The following is a 23,191-nucleotide window of genomic DNA, read 5'->3' on the forward strand; positions in this document are numbered from 1 at the left end:
TGTGCTGGAAGAGGTCGACATGGCGCGCGGTTGGTCGAAGGGATTCAGGAAGGGCAACCCGGTCTTCCAGATGCACGCCTTGTCGAACGCAGCGAACGAGGCCGGGCACCAGGGATTCGTGGAAGCCTGCGGTCTGGAGATTCGCGCCGTCCGCGTGCTGCGTCTGATCGACGACGAGCCGGGGATCACCTTTGCCGACATCGTGAAGGCCGCCGGGCTGGAGCGCAGCCATGTCTCGCGCATGATCCAGCAACTGGTGCGCGAGGGCTACGTGGAGCGGCGCAACTCGGAGCACGACGCGCGACGCTTCGAGCTTTACACGCTCGAACGCGGCCGCGAGGCGCGGCGCAAGGCGGATGCCGTATCCGAGCGCGGTCTGGAGGTGCTGTTCGCGCCGCTGGACGAGGCGCAGGTGCAGACCCTGGTCGAGACCCTCAACGTGCTTGCGACCTGGGTCGACAGCGACCGCTTCGACGACCTCACGCGCGAGGCGCTTGCCGGGGCCGCCGCCGCGCCGGACTGACCGGCCCGAGGTCTTTCCCGTCACCGGCCCCGCCAGTCGGTTCTCCAGGTTCGGATTTTCGAAGCGGATGCGTCGCGGACCCTCGGGGACCGGTGGGGTCAGGTGCCCGGACCTCCACCTCCCCTGCAGGCCTCATATGCGGCCAGGATCCGGGTCGCCTTGTTGCGCAGCGTCGCGACGTCATCGCCGGGCCGGTAGAGGCTGGTCGACATGCCGAAAATTCTGGCGTTTCCGGCGTAGTACTGCGGCAGGGTAATGTCGGACACGCCCCCGACCACGCCGACCGGCACGTCCGGCGGAAGGACGGCGCACATCGCGGCGATGCCGTCCGGGCCGGGGACACTTGCCGGAAAGACCTTGAGCGCCGAGGCTCCGGACCGCCAGGCGAGCAACGCCTCGCTCGGGGTGAGGACGCCGGGCATGGTTATCATGCCGCCCCCGACCGAGGCCCGTATCACCTCGGGGTCGGTATTGGGTGTCACGACAAAGCGCGCACCGAGATCGGCAAGCCTGTTGCAATCCGCGGGATCGAGCACGGTCCCCGCGCCGATCAGCGAGTCGGTGCCGAACCGGCGGACAAGGTCGGCGATGGTCGTGAAGGGCTCGGGCGAATTCAACGGGACTTCGACCGCTTCGAACCCGAGCTCGATGAGAGCCGCGACATGCCCCGGCGCATCGTCCGGCGTGATGCCGCGCAGGATGGCGACGAGGTTTCGGCCCAGATCGGGCCAGGGAATGCGCGTTGTCACGAAAGGATCTCCGGATGAAGTGTACGGGCGGCAGCGAGCAGACCCGCCCGCGCCGCGGTTTCGGAATCTTCCGGCGTGACAGCGAGGCCCGCCAGCCGAAGCGCCCGCTCGTAAAGCCCGCTCGTACCGCCCGCCGCCACGAGGGTGACCGGCCCGGTGCCGAAGCGCGCCCGTGCCAGCCCCACCTCTGCGCCGATCAGGAGACCCGAGAGCCTCGTGCGCAATGTGCCGGGCGGGTCGAACCCCAGCAGGCCGGCGGCGCGAAGGCCGAACAGCCGTTCCAGCGCCGCAGCCGGATGGTCCAGCGCGCTCCGCACGGCGTCGTCGAAATCGCCGGTCTGGCCGGGCGCCTCGTTGCCCTGCATGACGGAGGCCAGTGTCGAATGCGCCGTCAGGACCGCGAAGAGCTCGCCGGTCAGAAAGGTCGAGAAATCGACGATGACCCGACCTTTGACCCGGACCCATTTGGAATGGGTTCCGGGCATGACGATGCGCTCGACGCTGTCCGATTTCTGCAGCAGGCCGAGCACCTGCGTCTCCTCTCCGCGCATCACATCCGCCCGGGTCCGCTCCGCGCGCGAGACGCCGGGAAGAACATGGACGGCACGACCGGCAAACGCGACCGGTCGGGCCGCCGTCGCAAGGTCGCGGAGGTCGCGGCCCACCGGCAGATAGGGTGTCTCCACCCAGCCTAGCCGGGCCCCCGCCATGCCCGAGATGACGACCGGCGCGCCCTCGGGCGCATCGGCCCTGTCGAGATGGCGGGCCAGAACGGTCGAAAACCCGTCCCGCGCCGCCGGAACCATCCCGTCCGGGCCGCGGCTTTCGCCGAGGATGCGGCCGGACCCGTCCAGCACCCAAAGGCGGAAACTGGACGTGCCCCAGTCGACCGCGACGAAGGTTCCCGGATTAGCGGGTCGCATAGAAGTTGTTGTGCAGCGGGCTCATCACGATCTGATTCATGCAGACCCGCGCGGGCGCGGAGGCGACGAACGCGACGGCATCCCCGATGTCGGAGGCCTGGAGCATGCGCGCGCGGGCCTCGGCCGAAGGCGGGTTCGGACGGGTGTCCAGAACATCGGTCGCGGCTTCGGCGGGCATGAGGCAGGTCGCGCGGATACCGCGCTGCCCTTCCTCGATGTTGATCGTCTCGCAGAGCGCCGGCAGGGCATGCTTGGTCGCCGAATAGGAGACACCGGCCACCGGCTCCATACGCCACCCGGCCCAGGAGGATATCACGACGACCGTCCCGCTGTTCCTTGCGCGCATTCCCGGCAGAACGGCCTGAACGCAGTACAGCGCGCCGCTCAGGTTGATGGAGACGATCCGCTCCCAGTCGTCGCCGTCCAGCGTTTCCAGAGCGCGGGTCGGCACGTTGGTTCCGGCACTGTAGACGAGGATATCGACGCCGCCGACGGCGCTGGCGGTGGCGGTCACGGCATCGCGGTTCGCCACATCCAGAACCTGGACCTCTGCCGATCCGCCGGCCCGGGCAATGCGGTCCGCGACCGTCTCGAGCGCATCGCGGCGCCGGCCCGACAGGCACACATGCGCGCCACCGGCCGCGAGCGCCTCGGCCGAGGCCGCCCCCAGACCGCTGCCGCCTCCGATGATCCAGGCCGTTTTCCCCTTGAGCGTTTCATGCGCCATGTTCGATCCTTTCCGTGGTTCTGCCCCGATCAGGCCCAGTCGACGAGTTCGGGGACGGCATCGGTGTTGATGCGCAAGCCTATGCCCGGTTCGGTCGGCAGGCACGGTTTGCCGTCGACCACTTCGGGTTCCCCGAGGAAGAGCGGACTGACCCGCTCCGCCAGCCCCCAGTAGGACGGGTTCGTGAGATGTTCGATCCAGGTGCAATTCGGCTGGGACAGTACGCCGTGAAGCGTGGCGGCCGAATAGACATGCGGCGTCACCTCGATACCGGACCCGGAGGCCATCTGCGCCACGCGGCGGAATTCCGTCAGCCCGCCCACGCGGTGCACGTCAGGTTGCAGCACGTCGGCCGCGCCCGCGTCCAGCAGGTGCTGGAAGCCGTGGCGCGAGAACTCGTGTTCGCCGGTCGCGATGGGCACGAAGTGCTGGTCGCGCAGCATGGCATGGCCGGTGACGTCGTCGGGGATGAGGGGTTCCTCGACCCAACGCAGCGAGTACGGACGCAGCTCGCGGATCATCTCGAGCGCGAAGGGGCGGTTCCAGCCCATGTAGGCATCGGTCATCAGGTCGATGCCGTCGCCCAGCTCGTCGCGGATCGCGGCGATGTAGCGGATGTTGGCGGCAAGCCCCGCGCGCCCGTCGGCCGGCCCGTAGGGAAAGTTCGCCTTGATCGCGGTGTAGCCGCGCTCGACATAGTCGCGGGCCATGCGCTTGACCTCGTTCAGGTCATCGTCCGGCTGCACCTTGCTCGCATAGGCGCGGACCTGCTTCTGATGGTGCCCGCCCAGAAGCTTGTAGACCGGGACATTCGCGACCTTGCCGAGCGCGTCCCAGATCGCGATGTCGATGGCGCTGATCGCCAGAAGCGCGGCACCCTTGCGGCCATAGACGATGGACGCGCGGTACATCTGTTCCCAGATCGCCTCGGTCGACCAGGCATCGAGACCCGTGGCGATGCGCGCGAGATGCGCGTTCACCATCAGGGTCGCGACGCCGATACCGTCCTCGGCATAGCCGATGCCGGTGGTGCCGTCCTCCAGCGTGACCCGCACGACGGTGATGCCCTGCGGCCAGGTGTACCAGGACCAGCCATCGCCGCGGCGGGCGAACTCGTTCATCGGGCTCGGGCCGCGGACGCTTTTCTGCTGCTGCCAGAAGTTGCCCCACATGGATTGCGGGACGTGCCGGGCTTCGACTTTCACAATGTTCATGGTGTTGTTCTCCAGATGGCGCCTGCCGTGTTGCAGGGGCCCGTCATGCCGCGGTGAAATCCAAAAGCACTTTGCTGCAGGCCGTCGGATCGGTTTCGAGCAGATCGAATGCCTCCTGCACGCGATGCGCGGCGAAGGTGTGGCTGATGAACTGCGCCGGGTTGATCTGTCCCCTGCGCATCCATTCGATCACTTCGGGGAATTTCAGATTGTTGAGCCGCGAGGCGCAGATCGTCAGCTCCTTGCGGTTCAGGATCTGCTGGGAGACGGCACTCGGGGTGGCGCCGAACCCCATCAGCCCGATCCGCGCCGCCGGGGCCGCGATCCGCATGGCCTGTTCCAGAATGGCGGGATGGCAGGCCGCGTCGATGATGAGGGTCGGTGCCAGCCCGTGCCGCGCAAGCGTTTCGTCCAGCGGGGTGCGGTCGACATTGATGACCATGTCCGCCCCCGCCGAACGCGCCCGGTCGAGGCGGTCGTCGAGCCGGTCGGCAACGATCAGGGGCGCGACGCCGTGAACCCCCTTCAGGGCCTGAACGACCGTCATGCCGATGGGCCCGGCGCCGTAGACGAGCGCGCAGTCGTCGGCGGATACTCCCGTCCGGGACAGCATGTTCGCAGCAATCGAGAACGGCTCGACCGTGGCGGCCGAGCGGTCGTCGACACCGGCGGGCAAGGCGCAGGCAAGGGCCTCGGGCACGCAGCAGTATTCGGCAAATCCGCCTTCGACATGCACCCCGACCACCTTGAGGTTCAGGCAGACGTTGGGCCGGCCCGCCCGGCAGGACGTGCAGTCGCTGCAACTGATGACGGGGGTCACGGCGACGCGCTCGCCGATGCGTGACTGCGGCACCCCGGAGCCGACGGCATCAATGACGCCGGCGAATTCGTGACCGATCACGCGCGGGAATTCCACGTAGGGGTGGTCGCCGTGATAGATGTGCAGGTCCGAGCCGCAAATGCCTGCGAAATGGACCCTGACGCGGACCTGGCCCTGCGTCGGCCGGGGCACGGGCCGCTCGTCGATCCGCATGCTGTGCGGCGCTTCGACCAGCACGCATTTCATCGTTGTGCGGTCAGTCATGGGCCCTGCCTCCGGTTGCGCGATCCGGCAGCGCGGGCGGCATGGAGACGCCGGTGCCCTGCGATGCCAGTTCCATTGCGCGGATCATATGCGGTGCCAGACGCAGGCCGCGGTCCAGTTGCTCCTTGCGGCGGCGCGTCGCGCCCTGCCCCGGAAGGCGCACCGGGGTCGAGCCGTCCGCCGCCCGGGCCGAGACGCAGGCCCCGGTCAGCGCGTCGATTTCCGCGGCAAAGACCGCATCCCCGGCAAAGAACCCCGGGTCGATCACCTGCACGAACACCCCCTCGCCATGGGTGGTGCGCGACCGGGACCGGCCGTATCCGGGCACGGCGAGCGCCAGCGTCTCGACCAGCAGGCCGAGGGCAAAGCCCTTGTGGCCGAACCCGGTCCCGCCAAGCGGCAGAATGGTGCCCGGCGGATCCGCAAAGAGAGCCTCCGGGTCGTCCGTCGTCCGGCCGTCGCTGCCGAGCACATAGGCGCCCGGCAGGGTTTCGCCGGCCTGCCGGGCCTGTGCCGCCGTCCCGTTGCTGATCAGCGAGGTGCAGATGTCGGCCATGATCGGCCGCGCGCCCGGCACCGCGAAGGCCAGCGGATTGGAGGTCAGCACCGGCTCGACGGCACCGAAAGGGGCCACGGAACTTGCGCCGGGATCGGTCGTGAAGATCAGCGCGATGCGGCCCTGCTCGATCACCGGAGGCAGGTAGGTCTGCAGCGCACCGATGTGGAAACAATCCGCTATGGTCGCGGTCACGACCGGATGCACCCTGCTGCGTTCGAGCGCCTCGCGCAGAGCGTGGGTCAGCACATGCGCCCCCGGAAGCCGGTTGCCGGCGATCGCAAAGGCGGCCGGAGCATCCCGCGTGACCTCGAAGGCGCCGTCGCAGGCCATCCCGCCCAGGTCGATCTGTTGCAGGTAAGCCGGAAGCTGCGCGATCCCGTGGGTGTTGTGCCCCATCAGATCGGCTTCGATCAGGATCCCCGCAGTCTGCCCGGCGAGATCCTCGCGCAGGCCTTTCGCATGCAGCGCGTCGCGGGCGAAGGCGCGGCAGGCAGCGGTGTCGACACGCATCATTCCGATGGGCTCCCGTGGTGAAATCGGTTGGGGTTCACTCGAAATCTCCATTTCCGTTCAGTCCAACAGCACCGAAGGCAGCCACAGGGACACCGCCGGGACGTAGGTCACGAGGCAGATCAACAGCAGGAAGGCGATGTAGAAGGGGATTGCCGCCTTCTGGAACGCCACCGTGCTGACATTGGTGATCGAGCAGACGGTGAACATCAGGATGCCGAAGGGTGGCGTGATCGTTCCGAGCAGCAGGTTCGCGCTGACGATGACGCCGAACTGGATCGGATCGACACCGATGGAGGACATCAGCGGCAGGAGCATCGGCACGACGATCAGCAGAACCGCGGTCGTTTCCATGATCATCCCCAGCAGGAGCAGCATCAGATTGACGATGAGCAGAAGCACGATGGGGTTCTCGGAGATGCCGGTCGTGTAGGCCAGGACGCCTTGCGGCACCTGTTCCGCGGACAGGATCCAGCCGAAGGGATAGGACGCGGCGACGATCAGCATGATCGCCGACGAGGTGACGACGGTTTCGTGCAGCGCCTCCCACACCAGCGTTGCGTTCAGCTTGCGAAAGATCACGCCGCCGACGAGGAGCGCATAGACGACCGCGATGGCCGCCGCTTCGGTCGCGGTGAAGATCCCGGCGATGATCCCGCCCAGGACGACCACGGGCATGATGATCGGCCAGAACGCGGCGCGTCCGGTGGTCAGGATCTCGGCAAGGGTGGTGCGCACGGGCGCATCCCCGGTCCGCTTGTTGCGCAGCAGGATCAGGATGGTGATCATCATGAACACGCCGACCAGCAGGCCGGGAATGGCACCGGCGATGAACAGGCGGTTCACCGAGACGCCCGCGAGCCAGCTGAAGATGATGAACATGATGCTCGGCGGGATCAGCGGACCCATTGTCGCGGCAAAGGCGCAGATGACCGACCCGAGCGGCCGCGGATAGCCGTTCTTTTCCATCTCGTCGACCGAGATGCGCGCGAGCGCCGCGGCATCCGCGATCGCGGCGCCCGACGTGCCCGCCATCAGCATTCCGACCACGACGACCACATGGCCGAGCCCGCCCGGAACGCTGCGCAGCGCGGCCGTCGAGAAGCGGAAGAGTCGCTCGGTCATCCCGGTCTTGTTCATGAGATTGCCGGCAAGGATGAACAGCGGAATGGCCAGCAGCGGGAAGGACTGCGTCGCGGCCATGATCCGCGAGGGAATGATCTGGTTGGGGATGTCCGCGAACCAGAAATAGACCAGCGAGACGAGCAACAACGCGAATGCCAGGCGCACACGCAGGACGATCAGGACGATCAGAAGCAGGAGGATCCAACCGAACATCATCAAATTCCATTTTCCGCGGGGTGGTCAGGCTCTGCCCGCGTGAAGGCGAGATAGCCGTGACGCAGCAGGTGAAGTGTCATGAGCGCAAATCCCGCCGGGGCGGCGCTGTTGTAGACGGCGGTGGACAGCCGCAGCATGGCCGTCATCATCGGTGCGGCCTCGACGGTGTAGCGGAACGACACGTAGGTCATGATCGCGCAGACCATCGCGGCCACCAGGCTTGCGCCGGTCTCCATCGCGCGGTGCTGTCCGGTGCCGCGCTCTGGCATGATGATCTCGATGATCACATGGGTGTTCTCCTGGGCACAGATCGCGCCGCCGATGAACAGGAGCCAGGCAAAGGCGATCAGGCTGGCTTCTTCCGCCCAGGCGACGGGAAAGTTCATCACGTAGCGGGTGAAGACTCCGACGACGATCAACACGGAAAACGACGACAGGGCGATCGCTCCCGTGATCAGTTCCAACTTGTAGAGTAATTTCCACATGGCTCCCTCGTAGGTTCCGGCATGCCGCCCGCGCGGCGCCCCTGCGCGCACCCCCTCGAGGGGCCACGCGGCGGCAGGGCGCGGGTGCCGCGGCCGAAGCCGCGACACGGCGGATGGCGTCTCAGTTGTCGGTGACCGCCGCGATGGCGTCCTGCACGCGGTCGTACAGACCCTCGGACCAGGTATCGGCGAGGTCGGAATAGACCGCCTCCGTCGCCTTGCGGAACGACTCGCGGTCCACGTCCTCGACGATCGTGCCGCCCTCTTCCCTGATCTTCGCGACAAGATCGGCTTCGGCCTGCATCTGCATCTCGGTGTTGGCGACACCGGCCTTCCTGATCTCTTCCTCGATGATCGTCCGGTATTCCTCGGGAAGCGACATGAAGAACGCGTCGTTGACGATGATCAGGTTGGTCTGGAGGATGTGGTTCGTCATCGAGATGAACGGGTTCACCTCGTAGAAGCGCTGCGACCAGATCGCCGGGATCGGATTTTCCTCGCCATCCGCGACGCCCTGCTGAAGCGCCGAATAGATCTCCTGGAAATTGATCGCGGTCGGGTTCGCGCCGAGCGCCTCGAACATGCCGACGAACACCGGGATGTTGGGCGAGCGCATCTTCATGCCCTGCATGTCCTCGACGCTGCGGATCGGCTTTTCGGCGGTCATCTGGCGCCAGCCCCAGTACCATTGGGTGTCGAGGACGCGGATGCCCGAGGACTCGCGCAGTTCCTCGTTCAGCGATTGACCGAAGGGACCATCCAGCACCTTTCTGGCGGTGTCCCAGTCCTTCCAGAGGAACGGGCCGTTCAGAATGCCGTAGTCGGGCATGAGGTTGCCGACGGCGCCGGGGCTCATGAAGGCCATCTGGATCCCGCCGATGCGGATACCCTGCATGACTTCCGGCTCTCCGCCGAGCTGCTCGGACGGGTAGACGCTGACTTCGACCGCACCCTCGCTGCGCGCGGCGACCGCATCGGCGAACTGCTGCGCCGCGATGGCCGCAGGCTGATCCGGACCGGGGCCGACCGAAAACCGGATCTTGAAATCGGCAGCGCTCGCCGCGCCGACGCTGATCGAGAGAATGCTCGCCGCGACGGCAGCCGCGCGGGTGATCCTGAACTTCATGATGTGTCTCCTCCTGTGATTGGAACATGGCCCTGCAGCCCGGACGACAGCCCCCGGCAGCATGGCGATGGCGATTGCTCCGGGCGCTCCTCCCGCTCCGGGATGGCAGAATCGCTAACATGTATATGTCCACCATGCAACCGACATATCGGTTGCATGACAAAAGGTCGGTCATTACTGTGCCCTCACTTCGAAAGCGGGAACCAGGAACCAAGATGCGCCCCATTCCGAAAACCAAGGGCGGAGAGGCCTACGCGGCGATCAAGGCGAAAATCATCGAGGGCAGGCTGGAGCCCGGCCGCGACGTTTCCGAAGACTGGCTGGAAAAGGAGCTGGGCCTCGGCCGCACCCCGGTCCGCGAGGCCTGCAAGCGTCTCGCCGAGGAAGGGTTCCTGCAGATCTATCCCAGCAAGGGGATGATCGTCTCGGACATCACCGCCGATCTCATCCGCGACATCTATCAGATGCGCATCCTGAACGAGCCCTTCATCGTCCAACAGGCGTGCCGGCTGGCGGACAACGTGGATTGGCTGCTGGACCTGCGCCGCAAGATCCTCGAGCCGCCGCAATCCCCGGACGAACGCACGCTGCGCCATTACTACATCGCGCTGGACCGCGAACTGCACGATCAGTTCCTGAAGGGCTGCCGCAACAGGTTCCTGCTCGCCTCGATGCAGAACGTGCTCGATCACAACCACCGCATCCGCATCAAGGTCTCGCGGCCCTACGACCCCGCGGACCGATCCATCCGGGAACATCTCGACATCATCGAAGCGTTCCTGAGCCGGGACGAAGAGGCCGTCGGTCGCAGGGTCGCGGAACATGTCGAGGAATCGCGCAAGATCACCTTCGCCTATTTTCTCTGAACGACCGGGTCAGTGGAGCGGCAGCAGAGGCCTGATCGGCAAGCGGGCTGACAGGGTGCGGGTAATGGCCGTACGAGCGGAACGTTTCCCGCCGTCCCGGGCGGGGTGGCGCGAGTTTCCGGCCCTACTCGGCCTCGCGGCATGGGTGGCGCGACGGTCGTGATCCAAACTGACATGCGCGATGGAGAACCGCTCGGCACGAGACATGATGTCGGCCGCGGGACGGGTGTTCTTTGAACGATTCATCCTGACACCGCCCGCCCCGAGCCCGTCATCCCTATCCGCAAGTCGCGACGCCACCCGTTACGACAGGACTGCGGAGAGCTATCCGCGCGTCATCGACATGACAGCGGTCCGTCTGTGGCCACGCCATTTTTCAACATGACCCGGGGACGGTCGCTCCGGCCGCGTTCGCTGGTGCGTGGCGGGGGCTGCGGCGATCAACGCAGTGCCGCCGGCACATCCAGGCCGTTGCGCCGGCAGGCGGCGCGGATGGCGTCCAGACGCCCGGTCTCGACATCGAGCCCGGTTTCCGCCTGCTCGCGTTTCAGACGCAGGGCGCGTTCGCCCGGCAGGCGCACGCCGGAGGACCCTTCGGCGGGCCGGGAGGCATGGCAGGCCTCGACCACGTGCGTCATCTCGGCCTCGAAGGTACCACGCCCGGAAAAAGCCGAAGGGTCGATGAGTTGCACGAAGACGCCCTGCGCCCCACGGGTCTTCGGCGTCGACCGCGCATGGCCGGAGAGCGCGAGGGCGAAGGCTTCGACCATCAGCATGAAGCCCATGCCCTTGTAACCGAAATCGGCGCCCCCGAGGGGCATGATGGTGCCGGGCGGATCGGTCCTGAGAACGGATGGATCGCGCGAGGGGCGCCCCTCGTTGTCGAGAAGCCAGTCGCCCGGAAGCTCCGTCCGGCCCTCGGGGATGGACTGGGCCTGCGCGTTGGAGACGAGCGAGGTGCATTGGTCGATCAGGATGGGATCGCCGCCCGTCGGGATGCCGCAGGCGATGGGGTTCGAGGTCAGCACCGGATCGGCCCCGCCGAAGGGCGCAACCGAGGCGACGCCCGGGTCCGTCACCATCATCAGCGCAAGATAGCCGTTGCGGGCGGGCTCTTCGAGATAGACCTGCAACGAGCCGATATGCGTGCAGTTCGAGACCGTGGCCGTCACCACGGGATGATGGCGCGCCATGTCCTGCAGCCGGCTCATCGCCTGCTGCATGACCCAGGCGCCGGGAAGCCGGTCGGTGTGCCATGCGAAGGTGGATGAGGTTTCATTCAGGGTCTCGATGCTGCCCTCGCTGCGGATCAGCCCCGCGGCGATGCGGTCGAGATAGGTCGGCAGCATCCCGAGACCGTGGGTGCGATGGCCCATCAGGTCGGCGGCGATCAGAACCTCCGCCATCGCGGCGGCCTGCGTGGCGGTCATGCCCGCATCCGCGAGCAGGGTGCGTGCCATGTCGGTGGCGATGGCAACGGAAAGTTTCGGCATGGACGGGTTCCTTCAGAGGTGATGCACCGCTTCGGCCATCCAGTCCGGCAGACCGGAGGCGGCCAGCAGCTCGCGGGTGTAGGGGTGGCCGGGCGCGGCAAAGATCCCGGCGGTTTCGCCGGACTCCACGATGCGCCCTTGATTCATCACGATGATCCTGTCGGCGAGCGACCGGACCACCGGGAGGTCGTGGGTGATGAAGATGTAGGACAGCCCGAGCGACTGCCTGAGGCCGGCGAGAAGTTCGATGATCTGGGCCTGTATCTGCACATCCAGCGCCGAGACGGCCTCGTCGCAGATGATCAGTCGCGGCTCGGAGGCGAGGGCGCGGGCCACGGCGATGCGCTGACGCTGACCGCCGGAAAACTGGCCGGGGCGGCGGGCAAGATGGCCGGTCTGCAGGCCGACCAGGTCGAGCAGCTCGGCCGCCCGATCGCGCCAGGCCCGGCGCGGGAGGATGTCCTTCTGGATCGCCAGCGGCTCGCACAGGATGTCCTCGATGGTCATCCGCGGGTTCAGCGAGCCGAACGGGTCCTGAAATACCATCTGGACCTCGCGGTGAAACCGCCCCCGATCCTGTGGCGACATGTGAAACAGGTCGATGCCGTCATAGTGCACCGCGCCGCCGCTCGGCTGGTCGAGCCCCATCAGAACACGCGCGAGGGTGGACTTTCCCGACCCGGATTCACCGACGACCCCCAGCGTGGTGCCTGCGGCAAGGCTGAAGCTGATGTCGCGCAGGGCCGCGACGGTCCGCCCGGCCCGGAACGGCGCGCCGGGCAGGTAATAGTCCTTCGAAAGCCCCTCGACCCGAAGCAGCACTTTGGCCTCTGCGCCGGAGGGCGCGGCCTGCCGGGCTTGTTCGAGACGCGGTATCGCGCCCAGCAGCGCGCGGGTGTAGGGATGTTCCGGGGCGCGCGCGACCGCGTGCAGATCGCCCGTTTCGACGATGCGACCGTTCTTCATCACCACCACCCGGTCGGCCATGCGCGCGGCGACGGAAAGGTCGTGGGTGATCAGGACGATGGCCATGCCGGTCTCGTCCTGAAGCTCGCGAAGAAGGTCGAGAATCTGCCGCTGCACCGTCACGTCCAGCGCGGTGGTCGGCTCGTCCGCGATCAGCACGTCGGGCTTCATCGCAAGGGCCATGGCGATCATGATGCGCTGGCGTTGTCCGCCCGAAAACTGGTGCGGGTACTGTCCGAAGCGGGTTTCCGGATCGGCGATGCCGACGCGCCCGAGAAGCTCGATCGCGCGGGCGCGCCCGTCGCCGCCCTGATGGACGTTCACCACCTCCGCGATCTGCGTCCCGATGCTGTAAACCGGGTTCAGGCTGGAAAGCGGGTCCTGAAAGATCATCGCGATCCGTGCGCCGTTGATGCCGCGCCGTGTCTTCGACTCCATCCCGAGCAGATCGGTGCCGTTCAGCGTGACGCGCCCGCTGTCGACGGTGCCGGGCGGGCACTCCAGAATGTCCATGAAGACCGAGGCGCTGACCGACTTGCCCGATCCGCTTTCGCCGAGGATCACCAGCGTCTCGCCTCGGGCGACGGAAAAGCCGACCTCCTCGACAGCCGTGACGCTGCCGTTTTCGGTGCGGAAGGACACCTTGAGGCCCTCGACGTTCAGGACGGCTGTATCGCTCATATCGTGCTCCCCTTGGATGCCCTGAAAAACCTCCACGCCTGCGCGGGATCGGTGGCCAGCCGCACCCAGTTCGACAGCACGGCCAGGGAGAGTGTGGTGGCAAGGATCATCGCGCCGGGCAGCGCCGCGAGCCACCACGCCGAGGAGATGTAGCCGCGTCCGGCGGCAACCATCGAGCCCCATGTGAAGTCCGGCGGTTGCACCCCCAGGCCGAGAAAGCTGAGGCCCGACTCGGCGATGATGACGGCGGCGAAATCGACTGCGGCAATGGTGAACAGCGTCGGCAGAACCAGCGGAATGAGGTGCTTTCGCATGATCCACCCCTGCCCTGCCCCCATCGAGCGCGCTGCCGCCACGAAGGGTCGTCGCCGGATCTCCATCACTTCGGCGCGCACCGTGCGCAGGTAGATCGGGATGCGGGTGACCGCGAGAACCAGCACGAGGTTGCCGATTCCGGGACCGAGCAGGTAGAGCACGATCAGCGCGATGAGGAGCGACGGGAAGGCCATGATGATGTCGGTCAGCCGCATGATGACATCGCTCAGCAGCCCGGCCCGGCTGCCCGCGAGCAGGCCGAGCGCGCCGCCGATCGTCAGCGACAGGACGACCGCCCCGGCGGCGATGGAAATGGTCGTGCGCGCGCCGAGCACCAGCCGCCCCAGCACGCTGCGCCCGAGGTTGTCGGCCCCGAGGATATAGGCAAGGCCGTGCTCAAGTTGCGGTGCCGCGTTGCGCAGCGCAAAGTTCGGCTTGGTCGTCGCCTCGCCCACCAGCAGCGGGCCGAAGAGGGCGGAGAAAACGATCACCAGCAGCACGCAGACCGCCAGAAGCGGCGCCGGGTCGCGCAGGAGCAGCCGGACCAGACGGCGCGCATCGGAGCGGCTCGGCGGGACGGTCGGGTTGGAGTCGGTCCGAGACATGGTCTTCCGCCTCCCTCAAGCGGTGCGCAGGCGTGGATCGAGCCAGCCATAGGTGAGGTCGATCACGATGTTCAGGGCGAGGATCGCGATGGCGGTGACGAGAATGGTTGCCTGGATGACGGCAAAATCGCGCTGGAGGATCGCGTTGATCATCACGCCCCCGATGCCGGGCCAGCCAAAGACGGTTTCGACGATGACCGCACCGTTGAGCAGGCTGGCGGTGAGGTCTCCGGCCACGGTGACGACCGGCAGCATGGCATTGCGCAGGGCGTGGACAAAGACCACCCGCCGTTCGGCCACACCCTTGGCCCGGGCGGTCTTGATGAACGGCGCGGAGAGCGCCTGAATCATTGCGCCGCGCACCACCTGGCCCAGAAGTCCGAAGGGGCGCAGGACGAGGACGATGACCGGCAAGACCCAGTATGCGGGTCCGCCGAGCCCGGAGGTCGGCAGCAGGTCGAGCTGCACCGAAAACACCAGCACCAGCATGATGGCGACCCAGAAGTCCGGGGCGCTGGCCCCGGCGAGCGACACCAGGGATATCAGCCGGTCGGCAAGGCCACGGGGGTGCATCGCGGCGAGGCATCCGAACAGCAGCGCACCGGCAAAGGCGATCAAGAGCGACACGCCGATCAGCCTGAGCGTCACCGGAAAGGCCTCCAGCGCAATGTCCATGGCGGGCCTCTGCTGGCGCAGGGATGTGCCGAAATCTCCGCTCAGGATGCTTTTGAGGTAGCTGAAGAACTGAACCGAAACCGGCTGATCGAACCCGTGCGCCTGCGAGAAGGCTTCACGCGCCTCGGCGGAGGCATCGACGGGCAGGAACAGGTAGGACGGATCGCCCGTCACCCGCGACAGGAAGAACACGAGGGCAAACAGCCCGACGAGCGAGAACAGGGTGAGCAGGGTGCGGCGGAACATGGGATCACGGCCTCTCGGATTGTGGAAGGGCCGCGCCGGAAACCCGGCGCGGCCCGGCACTCAGTCAGCCATTCCGACCTGCGACAGGTCGAGTTCGCTGTTGGTCGAGACCGAGGGTTTCCACGTCACCCGGGGGCTGACCCGGGTGTAGCCGACCATGTGATACATGAAGATGTCCGCGACAAGATCGTCATGCAGGCGGGCAAACGCGCCCTGAAACGCCTCGGCCCGCGCGTCGCCCGTGGCCGGTTCGCCCTTCTCGATCAGCGCATCCACCTCGGCATCCGCCAGCGTGGAGTTGACGCCGTCGGAATGGTACTTGTTGAACAGGGTGAAGGTCGCGTCGCCCAGCAGGTTGTCATGCTGGTCGGTATGCACATTCGGCATGTCCGGCTCCGGGAAGGGACGGTTCTGGTAGCGCAGCCAGTTGCCGGTGTCGAAGGTCCGGATCTCGGTGGTCAGGCCGATCTCGGACCACAGGGCCTGCATGGCCTCGAGGATTTCCGTCGAGCCGGGATAGATCCCCTCCCGACCGATGATGGTGATGGTCGTGTCGACCGGCACGCCATCGGCCCGCGCGGCCTCGATCAGCGCGGTCGCCTCGGCGGGGTCGTACCCGAACGGCTGCAGCGCCGTGTTGAAGCCGTTGACGGCGGGGCCGACGAGTTGCGACGCAAGCTGCGCTCCGGACCCGATGATCGGTTTCATCGCCTCGAGGTCGAGCGCGAGGTTCATCGCCCGGCGCACGCGGATATCGTCGAGCGGCGGCACCTGCGTCGAGATCCGCATCCGGGTGGTCTCGCCGTTGGGATAGGCAAAGTCCATCTCCGGGTCGGTGGCGTCGACGCCCGCGATGACCAGCGCGATATCGGCCTCGCCCTTCTGCACCATCGCCGCCCGCACGGCGGATTCCGAGCGCCAGACGAAGGTCGCCTCGCTCACCTCGGGCGCCTCGCCCCAATAATCGTCACGGGCCGCGAGGCTGATGCTTTCGCCCGGTTTCCACGCAACCAGCGTGTAGGGCCCGGTGCCCACCGGCTCGCGGCTCGCGCCCTCCAACGGCATGCCCGGCGCGCTCATCTGCACCACGCTCATCATGGTGGGGAGGATCGGCACAGGTTCGCTGGTCCTGATCTCGACCGTGAGCGCATCCACCGGGGTGACGGTGAGTTCGACGCCGCCAAGGGTCTGTTCCTTGGTGTTGCAGACGATATCGTCGCGCTGAAGCCGGTCGATGGCAGCGGCGACGGCGGTGGAATCAAAGGCTGCGCCATCGGAGAAGGTCACGCCGTCCCGCAGTTTGAAATGCCAGGTCAGTTCGTCGATCTGCTCCCACGCGGTCGCCAGCAGCGGTTCCAGTGCGCCGGTATCAGGGTCGATGACCGTCAGCGACTGCGTGACGTTGCGGATGATGACCCGGCCCACGCTGGAGTGCTTGGATTCGCAGGGTTCGAGCGACGGCGGCTCTTCCGGCAGAACCACGGTGATGGATTGTGCGCCGGCCGCGATGGCGGATGCGGCCAGAATGGCGCCGGCCAATGCGCCCGGTCCGAAGATGGATGTCATTGCAGTGTTCCTCCCTTGTTGATTTCTGTGGCAGTTCGGAAATTGGCCGGATGTCCTGCGGCACGACCATCGCGGGCGGCACGGGTCTCCTCTCCCGGCCGCACGCGGTCGTGCCCGGCCCGGTCAGACCGTCAGAACCTCGCTCTGCACGGTGTTCGCGGCGATCAGGTCCATGTCGTAGGAGACGCCGACGCCCGGGCCCTGCGGCACCGGCAGCCTGCCGTCGGCCGAGATGGCCGCGATGTTGTCGGAGTATCCGCAGGTGTAGATCAGCGGCGACGGGTCATCCATGGCCGGCGATACATTGGCCACCTCGTAGAGCGTTTCGGCCTGCTGGCAGGCGATCAGGTGGCGGTGGACGGGCGACGGCGCGTGCATCTCGGTGCTGACGCCGAGACACTCGCCGAAGCGGATCGTCTTGAGCGAGCCGGTGATGCCGAGGTCATAGTGAACGTCGGCGCGCAGCAGGTCGGTGCCGCCGGCAAGCAGGAAATCCGCCTTGGCCTCGGGCCCGGCGACGTGCTCTGTCTGAAGCACCGGAATGTCGATGGCTTCGCGCAGCTTCTTGTGCTGATAAGCGCCAAGACCGATCGGGCGGAGCGGGTCCTCGATCCAGCGGAACTTCGCCTCGGAACAGGCCCGGCCGACCTGGATGGCGTCGTGCAGGTTGTCGAACACGCAGGCCGGATCGAGCATCAGCTCGACCTCGTCCCCGAGCGCCTTGCGCATGTTCAGCACGTTGGCGATCTCTTCGCGCTGATTGCCCTCGTTCCAGCTATGCATCTTGAAGCCGGTCCAGCCCCGCTCCTTCAGGCCGAGGAAGAAATCGGCCACATCCTCCTTGCTCGACAGGTTGCCGAAGCGGTCGCCGTTGTTGCAGGACGCATAGGATCGGACCGTCTTGCGCCAACCGCCGAGCAGGGCCGAAAGCGAGGCATTCCACGCCTTTCCCGCGAGATCCCAAAGGGCGATGTCGATGAAGGACAGACCGTAGGGATTGCCGGGACGGTTCGCGCGGCGGGCGTTGCGCCAGATGCCCTCACGGTCGCCCCAATCGCGCCCCAGCGCCATTTTCGCGGAGGTCACGGCGCTGTCCCAGCTGCCGCTCGGCGCCCAGTTGGCGTATTCGCCCACCACCCCGTCGGCATCGGTGATCCGGACCATCAGCAGCGGACGTTTCAGGACCGCGCCGTCGCGGTAGGCCATCGTGCCGGCCACGATATCGTCGGTGTAGTCCCGGTCGAAATTGGGAACGTCTGTGGTGAAGCGGGTCAGCTCCACCTTTTCGATGCGTGCCATGGGTGTCTCCTCTTGTGCCGCCCGGTGAGCGGTCCTTCCGTGATCTGCGGCACGCTAGGCCCCCCGACCGATAGCTGTCCAATGCCATGACTGGCGTGATTGATACCTGAATTGGATCGTTTGTTACGGCGCCATCCGATCCAGAAAAGGTATCGTTGGACAGCGACCACGCATTGGACTTTGCAGCCTTGCCGGGCCAAGCCTGACCTGAATTTGCAACAGGAGGACAGACCATGAGCACGGGCCAACGGATCACCGAAAACCTGCACGGCATATCCGGCATCCTGGTGACGCCGTTCGACCGGGATGACCGGCTGGACATGGCGCGCCTTCGGCCCATCGTCGACCGCGCGGTCGGGGCCGGCATCCATATTCTGGTCGCGAACGGCAACACGGGCGAGTTCTATGCCCTGACCACCGCCGAGGCCGAAGCCTACGTGGCCGGGGCCGCCGAATTGCTCGACGGTCGCGCCCCGCTGCTGGCGGGGGTCGGGCGCTCGATCGGGGATGCGGTGGCCTTGGCGAAGGCCAGTGTGCGCGCAGGGGCCGAGGGCCTGATGATCCACCAGCCGCCCGACCCCTTCGTGTCGCCGCGCGGCATTGTCGATTACGTCAGCCGCATCCGCGATGTCTCGAACGGCCTGCCGATGATGCTCTACCTGCGCAACGACACGATCGGCACCGCCAACATCGCCGCGCTCTGCCAGATCGAAGGCGTCGCCGGGGTCAAATGGGCCACGCCGAACCCGTTGAAGCTGGCCGAGGCGATGAAGGCCTGCCCGGAGCACATCGTCTGGGTCGGCGGGCTGGCAGAGGTCTGGGCGCCTGCCTTCTATGCCGTCGGGGCGCGGGGCTTCACCTCCGGTCTCATCAACGTCTGGCCGCAGCGGTCGATGGATATCCACACCGCGCTCGAAGCCGGCGACTATGCCACCGCCCGCGCCCTGATCGGCGAGATGGAAGCCTTCGAGGACGTGCGGGCGCAGGAGATGAACGGCACCAACGTCACCGGCGTCAAAACGGCCCTGCAGATGACCGGGATGGATTGCGGGCCGACCCGCCCGCCATCGGCATGGCCGCTGACGCCAGCGCAGAGCAATGCGCTTGACGGGTTCCTGCGGACACACGGGCTTTTGCAGGCCAAAGCATCGTGACCGCGCGGCATCGACTCCTCGTCGCGCGCCCGGTGCCTTCTGCGGTGGCAGAGGCCGCCGCCGCCCGGTTCGACGCGACCCTGGCCGACCGCAACCTGTCGGGTGAGGAGGTCATCGAGATCTGCCGCTCGCAGAGGATCGGCGGGCTGCTCATGGGCGGCAATCTCAAGCTGGATGCCGCCACCATCGCCGCCCTGCCCCAGACCGTGCGGGTGATCGCCACCACCAGCATCGGCTGGGACCACGTCGATGCCGCCGCCGCCGAAGCGCGCGGCATCACCGTCACCAACGTGCCCGACATCGGCCCCGAATGCGCCGCCGACATCGCCTTCATGCACATCCTGATGTGCTGCCGCCGCGCCGTCGAATACGACCGGCTGATGCGCGACGGCTGGGGGCGGCGGCTGGGGTTCGACGAAATGCTGGGCCGGCGGGTCAGCAAACGCCGGATCGGCATCGTCGGGATGGGACAGATCGGGCGCATGGTGGCGCGCCGGGCGCTGGCCTTCGACATGGAGGTGCATTTCACCGACCTGCGACCGCCTGCCTCGCCCGTGGATGGCACAACATTCCACGCCACGCTCGACGACTTGCTGCCGCTCGCGGAGGTGCTGACCCTGCATCTGCCGGACGTGCCCGCGACGCGCGGACTGATCGGCGCGGCACAACTGGCGCGCCTGCCGAAGGGCGCGATCCTCATCAATGCCGCGCGCGGAACGCTGGTGGACCAGGACGCCCTCATCGCCGCCCTCTCCAGCGGCCATCTCTTCGCCGCGGGGCTCGATACCTTTGCCGACGAACCCCGGGTGGACCCGCGCCTCCGGGCGATGACCAACGTTTCCCTGACACCGCACGCCGGTTCTGCCACGGTGGAAACGCGCGAGGGTATCTGCCTGCGCTGCCTCGACAATATCGACGCGGTGCTGAGCGGACGCCCGGCGATCAACCCGGTCAACCGCCAGCCGATCGTGGCGGGCTGACACGGCCCGCCCTCAGGGGGCGTCGGAGAACTCTGCCAGAAGGAGGTCGCGCACGCGCTCCACGGCGGGATCTTCGACCCCCGCGGGGGTGCAGGCGAGATAATAGGCCGACGTCGCCCTGATCGGCAGTTCGATCGCGCGGAACCGAACGTGCGCGAAGCCCAGGATGCGGGAACTTTCCGGGACCAGCGCCATGCCGCCACCCGCGTTGACCAGCGACAGCATGGTCAAGGTCTGGCCGAAATACTGGACAAAGCGCGGGCGGATCTCATGGGCGGCGAAGATGCCGTTGAAGATATCGTAGCCATACCAGCCGTCGGACGGCGCATACATCAGGAATTCCTGATCGTTGAGGTCCTCCAGCACCAGCGTGTCGCGGGTGCAGAACGGGTGATCCTCATGGATGGCCAGCACGTAGCTTTCCTCGAACAGCGGATACATCAGCATGTTGCGCCGGTCGCGCGGCATTCTCAGCAGGCCAAGGTCGATCTGGCCGCTTTCCAGCGCCTCCATCTGGTTGACCGTCAGCATCTCGCGCAGCGCCACATGCACGCCGGGCAGCTCCGTCTTGAGCAGCGGCACGACGCGCGGCAGCAGTGCAAGGTTGGCGATCGGCACGAAGCCCAGCGTCACCGAGCCGACGGTTCCGCTGACCGTCGCGCGGGTCGCAAGCGCGGCCTCCTCCGCCCGTCGCAACAGATCCTGCGCCTCGACGAGAAAGCGCCTCCCCCCGGCCGTCAGCCGAATGTTGCGCCCCGAGCGGTCGAACAGCTGGACGTCGATGTTGCGCTCGAGCAGCTGGATCTGTCGGCTCAGCGGCGGCTGCGTCATGTTCAGGCGCTCGGCGGCGCGGTGAAAGTTCATCTCGGCTGCGACGGCGACGAAGCATCTGAGTTGGTTGAGTTCGAACATTGGCCTACCCGGTTGGCCCCGCGGCCATGCCTCCGCGCGGAGCTTCGCGGCAGTAGACCGTCCGGGGCCGTCCGTGACAAGGCGCGTCTGCGGGTGCTCGGGAGGGATGCGCCCTGCCACGGCTCAGCGCGCCGGATCGACGGCCGTGGAGCCCGCGCGCCGCCTGCGCTTGAGCAGGGCGCTCGCCACGGTCCAGAGCAGGTAGAGCAGGGCCAGACCCAGGAACACGGCGGTGACCGGGCGTTCGAGGAAGGGCAGGAATTCCCCTCGGGTCGACATCAGGGCGCTGCGCAGGTTCTTCTCGATCATCGGCCCCAGGATGAACCCCAGCACCAATGGCGCGAAGGGAAAGTCGAACCGAAGCATGGCGTATCCGAGCGCGCCGAAGGCGATCAAGGTGTAGACGTCGAACATCCGGTTGTTCGCGGCGAAGGCCCCAAGCACGCACATGACCGTGACGCTGGCCAGCAGGTAGTGCTTGGGCACCGCGAGGATGCGGACGAACAGCCGGATGCCGAAATACTCGACAAGCAGCATGACGAAGGCCGAGAGGACCAGCGCGGTAAAGATCGAATAGACCAGCGGCGCGTTGCTGGTGAACAGCATCGGGCCGGGCTGAATGCCGTGGATCAGGAAGCCGCCCAGCATCAGCGCGGTGGTGGCATCGCCCGGAATCCCGAGCGCGATCAGCGGCACCATGGCTGCGCCGATGCCCGCATTGTTGGCGGATTCCGATGCGATGAGGCCGCGCGGTTCGCCCTTGCCGAAATCCTCCGGCGTCTTGGAGGCGCTGCGCGCGGCCATGTAGGCGAGGAAGTTGGAGGTCCCCGATCCGATGCCCGGCAGCAGCCCGACGCCGACACCGATGGCGCTGGAGCGCAGGAAGGTCGGCAGGTAGGCGCGGAAATCCGGCCAGGTCACGCCGAAGAACCCCTTGAGGCGGAACGGCGGCACGCTCGAGGGCAGGGCGGTCCGTGCCTCGGCGGCGTGTTTCATCACCTCGGAGAGGGCAAAGAGACCCAGCAGCACGGGCAACAGCCCGAGCCCGCCGTCCAGCGCGTTCCAGCCGAAGGTGAAGCGGCGGTAGGCGTCGATCGGCGCCAGTCCGACCATGCCGACGAGCAGCCCGAGCGTGGCCGAGGCCAGCCCCTTCACCATGTTGCCGCCCGACAGGCCGGCAACCAGCGTCAAGGCAAAGACCGAGATCGCGAAATACTCGTAGGTGCCGAACCGCAGCGCCATCCGCGCCAGCGGCGGGGTGAAGAAGAACAGCACCAGCCAGCCGACCACCGTGCCGAGGAAACTGTAGAAGACCGCGAGCCCGAGAGCGCGGCCGCCCTCGCCCTTCAGGGTCATCGGGTAGCCGTCGAAGGTGGTGGCGATGGACGAGGGGGTTCCGGGGATGTTGATCAGGATCGCGGTGATGAGACCGCCCGAGATGCCGCCGACGAAGAGCCCGACCAGCAGGCTGAGGCTGATCACCGGATCGACGCCGAAGGTCAGCGGCAGGCACAGCGCGATTGCCATGGTGGCGGTCAGCCCGGGGATCGAGCCGAAGATGATGCCGACGACGACACCGCCGAAGATCGCCATGAGCGGCAGGAGCTGAAAGACGTCGGCGACGCCGGAAACGATGGAAGACATGCCGCTTCTCCTCAGAACGGGCCGCTGGGCAGGACAACGCCGAACCCGCGGGTGAAAGCCGTGTGGATGGCCAGGGTCATGACCGCCGAGACCGCCGCGAAGGCCAACCAGTTCCGGCCGTCGGCGGGCGCCAGCAAGGCAAGCAGGACGACGAAGAAGACGAGCGTGGCGAGGATGAACCCGGCCAGCGGCAGGGCCACGGCGTAGACGATGAAGCTCGCGAAGACGACGAGGACATTGAGCGTGTCGCCGCTCTCTTCGACATCCTCGGCGGCATCGCTGCGACGGCGCAGGACCGTCCGCACCAGAAGGATGATCGCGAGCGCGCCGAGCAGCACGGCGGCGCGCTCGGGGAAGTAACCGGAGTCCACCCCCATCTTCATCTTGCTGGTGATGCCGATCGACACCCCGAACGTGCCGATGGCCAGCGCCAGAAGCACCGCGCCGGCGATCAGATCCCTGACCGTCTTTGTCATTTCCGATTTCCTCCCCGGTATGCGTCGGCGCCGGAGGCCAGAAGGCCGACCCGGCGCCGATTGTCGATTGTC

The 23,191-nt window shown here is 66.9% G+C and carries 22 protein-coding genes and 1 pseudogene; 5 read left to right on the top strand and 18 right to left on the bottom strand.

What is annotated here, in order from left to right; all coding sequences use genetic code 11:
* Positions 1–70: 70 nt before the first annotated feature.
* Positions 71–523: a MarR family winged helix-turn-helix transcriptional regulator gene (locus ACN0RJ_RS19270; protein WP_417725387.1), complete on the top strand. Its 453-nt coding sequence runs from the start codon at positions 71–73 to the stop codon at positions 521–523.
* 98 nt (positions 524–621) lie between these two features.
* Here the strand turns inward: ACN0RJ_RS19270 and ACN0RJ_RS19275 are convergent, their stop codons facing one another.
* From ACN0RJ_RS19275 to ACN0RJ_RS19315, 9 genes are all read right to left on the bottom strand, one after another.
* A complete protein-coding gene (locus tag ACN0RJ_RS19275) occupies positions 622–1,272 on the bottom strand; it encodes a 2-dehydro-3-deoxy-6-phosphogalactonate aldolase (protein ID WP_417725321.1) in 651 nt (216 codons plus the stop codon).
* Positions 1,269–2,195, bottom strand: coding sequence for a 2-dehydro-3-deoxygalactonokinase (locus tag ACN0RJ_RS19280; protein WP_417725322.1), 927 nt, complete (start codon positions 2,193–2,195; stop codon positions 1,269–1,271). Before ACN0RJ_RS19280 ends, ACN0RJ_RS19275 begins: the two co-directional genes overlap by 4 nt.
* Positions 2,182–2,922 carry an SDR family oxidoreductase gene (locus ACN0RJ_RS19285; RefSeq protein ID WP_417725323.1) on the bottom strand — a complete coding sequence of 247 codons (741 nt, stop codon included), beginning with the start codon at positions 2,920–2,922 and terminating at the stop codon, positions 2,182–2,184. Before ACN0RJ_RS19285 ends, ACN0RJ_RS19280 begins: the two co-directional genes overlap by 14 nt.
* A gap of 29 nt (positions 2,923–2,951) precedes the next feature.
* Positions 2,952–4,136, bottom strand: coding sequence for an enolase C-terminal domain-like protein (locus ACN0RJ_RS19290; protein WP_417725324.1), 1,185 nt, complete (start codon positions 4,134–4,136; stop codon positions 2,952–2,954).
* Positions 4,137–4,179: 43 nt separating this feature from the next.
* Positions 4,180–5,220 (bottom strand): Zn-dependent oxidoreductase, encoded by a 1,041-nt coding sequence (locus ACN0RJ_RS19295; protein WP_417725325.1) that lies wholly within the window; start codon positions 5,218–5,220, stop codon positions 4,180–4,182.
* Positions 5,213–6,292 carry an Ldh family oxidoreductase gene (locus ACN0RJ_RS19300; protein ID WP_417725326.1) on the bottom strand — a complete coding sequence of 360 codons (1,080 nt, stop codon included), beginning with the start codon at positions 6,290–6,292 and terminating at the stop codon, positions 5,213–5,215. Before ACN0RJ_RS19300 ends, ACN0RJ_RS19295 begins: the two co-directional genes overlap by 8 nt.
* A gap of 57 nt (positions 6,293–6,349) precedes the next feature.
* On the bottom strand, positions 6,350–7,630 hold the full coding sequence (locus ACN0RJ_RS19305; RefSeq protein ID WP_417725327.1) for a TRAP transporter large permease: 1,281 nt from the start codon (positions 7,628–7,630) through the stop codon (positions 6,350–6,352).
* Positions 7,630–8,115: a TRAP transporter small permease gene (locus ACN0RJ_RS19310; RefSeq protein WP_417725328.1), complete on the bottom strand. Its 486-nt coding sequence runs from the start codon at positions 8,113–8,115 to the stop codon at positions 7,630–7,632. Before ACN0RJ_RS19310 ends, ACN0RJ_RS19305 begins: the two co-directional genes overlap by 1 nt.
* A 121-nt stretch (positions 8,116–8,236) precedes the next feature.
* Positions 8,237–9,241, bottom strand: coding sequence for a TRAP transporter substrate-binding protein (locus tag ACN0RJ_RS19315; RefSeq protein WP_417725329.1), 1,005 nt, complete (start codon positions 9,239–9,241; stop codon positions 8,237–8,239).
* A gap of 215 nt (positions 9,242–9,456) precedes the next feature.
* Between ACN0RJ_RS19315 and ACN0RJ_RS19320 the strand changes: the two genes are divergently transcribed.
* A complete protein-coding gene (locus ACN0RJ_RS19320; protein ID WP_417722004.1) occupies positions 9,457–10,107 on the top strand; it encodes a GntR family transcriptional regulator in 651 nt (216 codons plus the stop codon).
* Between the two features lie 280 nt (positions 10,108–10,387).
* Positions 10,388–10,492, top strand: a pseudogene (locus ACN0RJ_RS19325) (IS5/IS1182 family transposase); the annotation flags it as partial.
* A gap of 55 nt (positions 10,493–10,547) precedes the next feature.
* Here the strand turns inward: ACN0RJ_RS19325 and ACN0RJ_RS19330 are convergent.
* The 6 genes from ACN0RJ_RS19330 to ACN0RJ_RS19355 form a co-directional block, all read right to left on the bottom strand.
* Positions 10,548–11,600, bottom strand: coding sequence for an Ldh family oxidoreductase (locus tag ACN0RJ_RS19330; RefSeq protein ID WP_417725330.1), 1,053 nt, complete (start codon positions 11,598–11,600; stop codon positions 10,548–10,550).
* A 12-nt stretch (positions 11,601–11,612) separates the two neighbouring features.
* Positions 11,613–13,247, bottom strand: a complete 1,635-nt coding sequence (locus ACN0RJ_RS19335) for an ABC transporter ATP-binding protein (RefSeq protein WP_417725331.1) — start codon at positions 13,245–13,247, stop codon at positions 11,613–11,615.
* Entirely contained in the window at positions 13,244–14,167 is a 924-nt protein-coding gene (locus ACN0RJ_RS19340; RefSeq protein WP_417725332.1) for an ABC transporter permease, read from the bottom strand. The genes ACN0RJ_RS19335 and ACN0RJ_RS19340 overlap by 4 nt, the downstream gene beginning before the upstream one ends.
* Before the next feature lie 15 nt (positions 14,168–14,182).
* Positions 14,183–15,088 carry an ABC transporter permease gene (locus ACN0RJ_RS19345; RefSeq protein WP_417725333.1) on the bottom strand — a complete coding sequence of 302 codons (906 nt, stop codon included), beginning with the start codon at positions 15,086–15,088 and terminating at the stop codon, positions 14,183–14,185.
* 60 nt (positions 15,089–15,148) lie between these two features.
* Positions 15,149–16,654 (bottom strand): ABC transporter substrate-binding protein, encoded by a 1,506-nt coding sequence (locus tag ACN0RJ_RS19350; RefSeq protein ID WP_417725334.1) that lies wholly within the window; start codon positions 16,652–16,654, stop codon positions 15,149–15,151.
* A gap of 123 nt (positions 16,655–16,777) precedes the next feature.
* On the bottom strand, positions 16,778–17,953 hold the full coding sequence (locus tag ACN0RJ_RS19355; RefSeq protein WP_417725335.1) for an enolase C-terminal domain-like protein: 1,176 nt from the start codon (positions 17,951–17,953) through the stop codon (positions 16,778–16,780).
* Between the two features lie 233 nt (positions 17,954–18,186).
* Between ACN0RJ_RS19355 and ACN0RJ_RS19360 the strand changes: the two genes are divergently transcribed.
* Positions 18,187–19,107, top strand: coding sequence for a dihydrodipicolinate synthase family protein (locus ACN0RJ_RS19360; protein WP_417725336.1), 921 nt, complete (start codon positions 18,187–18,189; stop codon positions 19,105–19,107).
* Positions 19,104–20,087: a 2-hydroxyacid dehydrogenase gene (locus ACN0RJ_RS19365; RefSeq protein ID WP_417725337.1), complete on the top strand. Its 984-nt coding sequence runs from the start codon at positions 19,104–19,106 to the stop codon at positions 20,085–20,087. The genes ACN0RJ_RS19360 and ACN0RJ_RS19365 overlap by 4 nt, the downstream gene beginning before the upstream one ends.
* A 12-nt stretch (positions 20,088–20,099) precedes the next feature.
* Here the strand turns inward: ACN0RJ_RS19365 and ACN0RJ_RS19370 are convergent, their stop codons facing one another.
* The 3 genes from ACN0RJ_RS19370 to ACN0RJ_RS19380 all read right to left on the bottom strand — a co-directional run bounded on the left by ACN0RJ_RS19370 (position 20,100) and on the right by ACN0RJ_RS19380 (position 23,119).
* Positions 20,100–20,999 carry a LysR family transcriptional regulator gene (locus tag ACN0RJ_RS19370; protein WP_417725338.1) on the bottom strand — a complete coding sequence of 300 codons (900 nt, stop codon included), beginning with the start codon at positions 20,997–20,999 and terminating at the stop codon, positions 20,100–20,102.
* 123 nt (positions 21,000–21,122) lie between these two features.
* Positions 21,123–22,643 carry a tripartite tricarboxylate transporter permease gene (locus ACN0RJ_RS19375; RefSeq protein WP_417725339.1) on the bottom strand — a complete coding sequence of 507 codons (1,521 nt, stop codon included), beginning with the start codon at positions 22,641–22,643 and terminating at the stop codon, positions 21,123–21,125.
* 11 nt (positions 22,644–22,654) lie between these two features.
* Complete coding sequence (locus ACN0RJ_RS19380) at positions 22,655–23,119, bottom strand: tripartite tricarboxylate transporter TctB family protein (protein ID WP_417722015.1); 465 nt, start codon at positions 23,117–23,119, stop codon at positions 22,655–22,657.
* Positions 23,120–23,191 lie beyond the last annotated feature (72 nt).

This window comes from Salipiger sp., from assembly GCF_048261495.1.
Lineage (GTDB): Bacteria > Pseudomonadota > Alphaproteobacteria > Rhodobacterales > Rhodobacteraceae > Salipiger.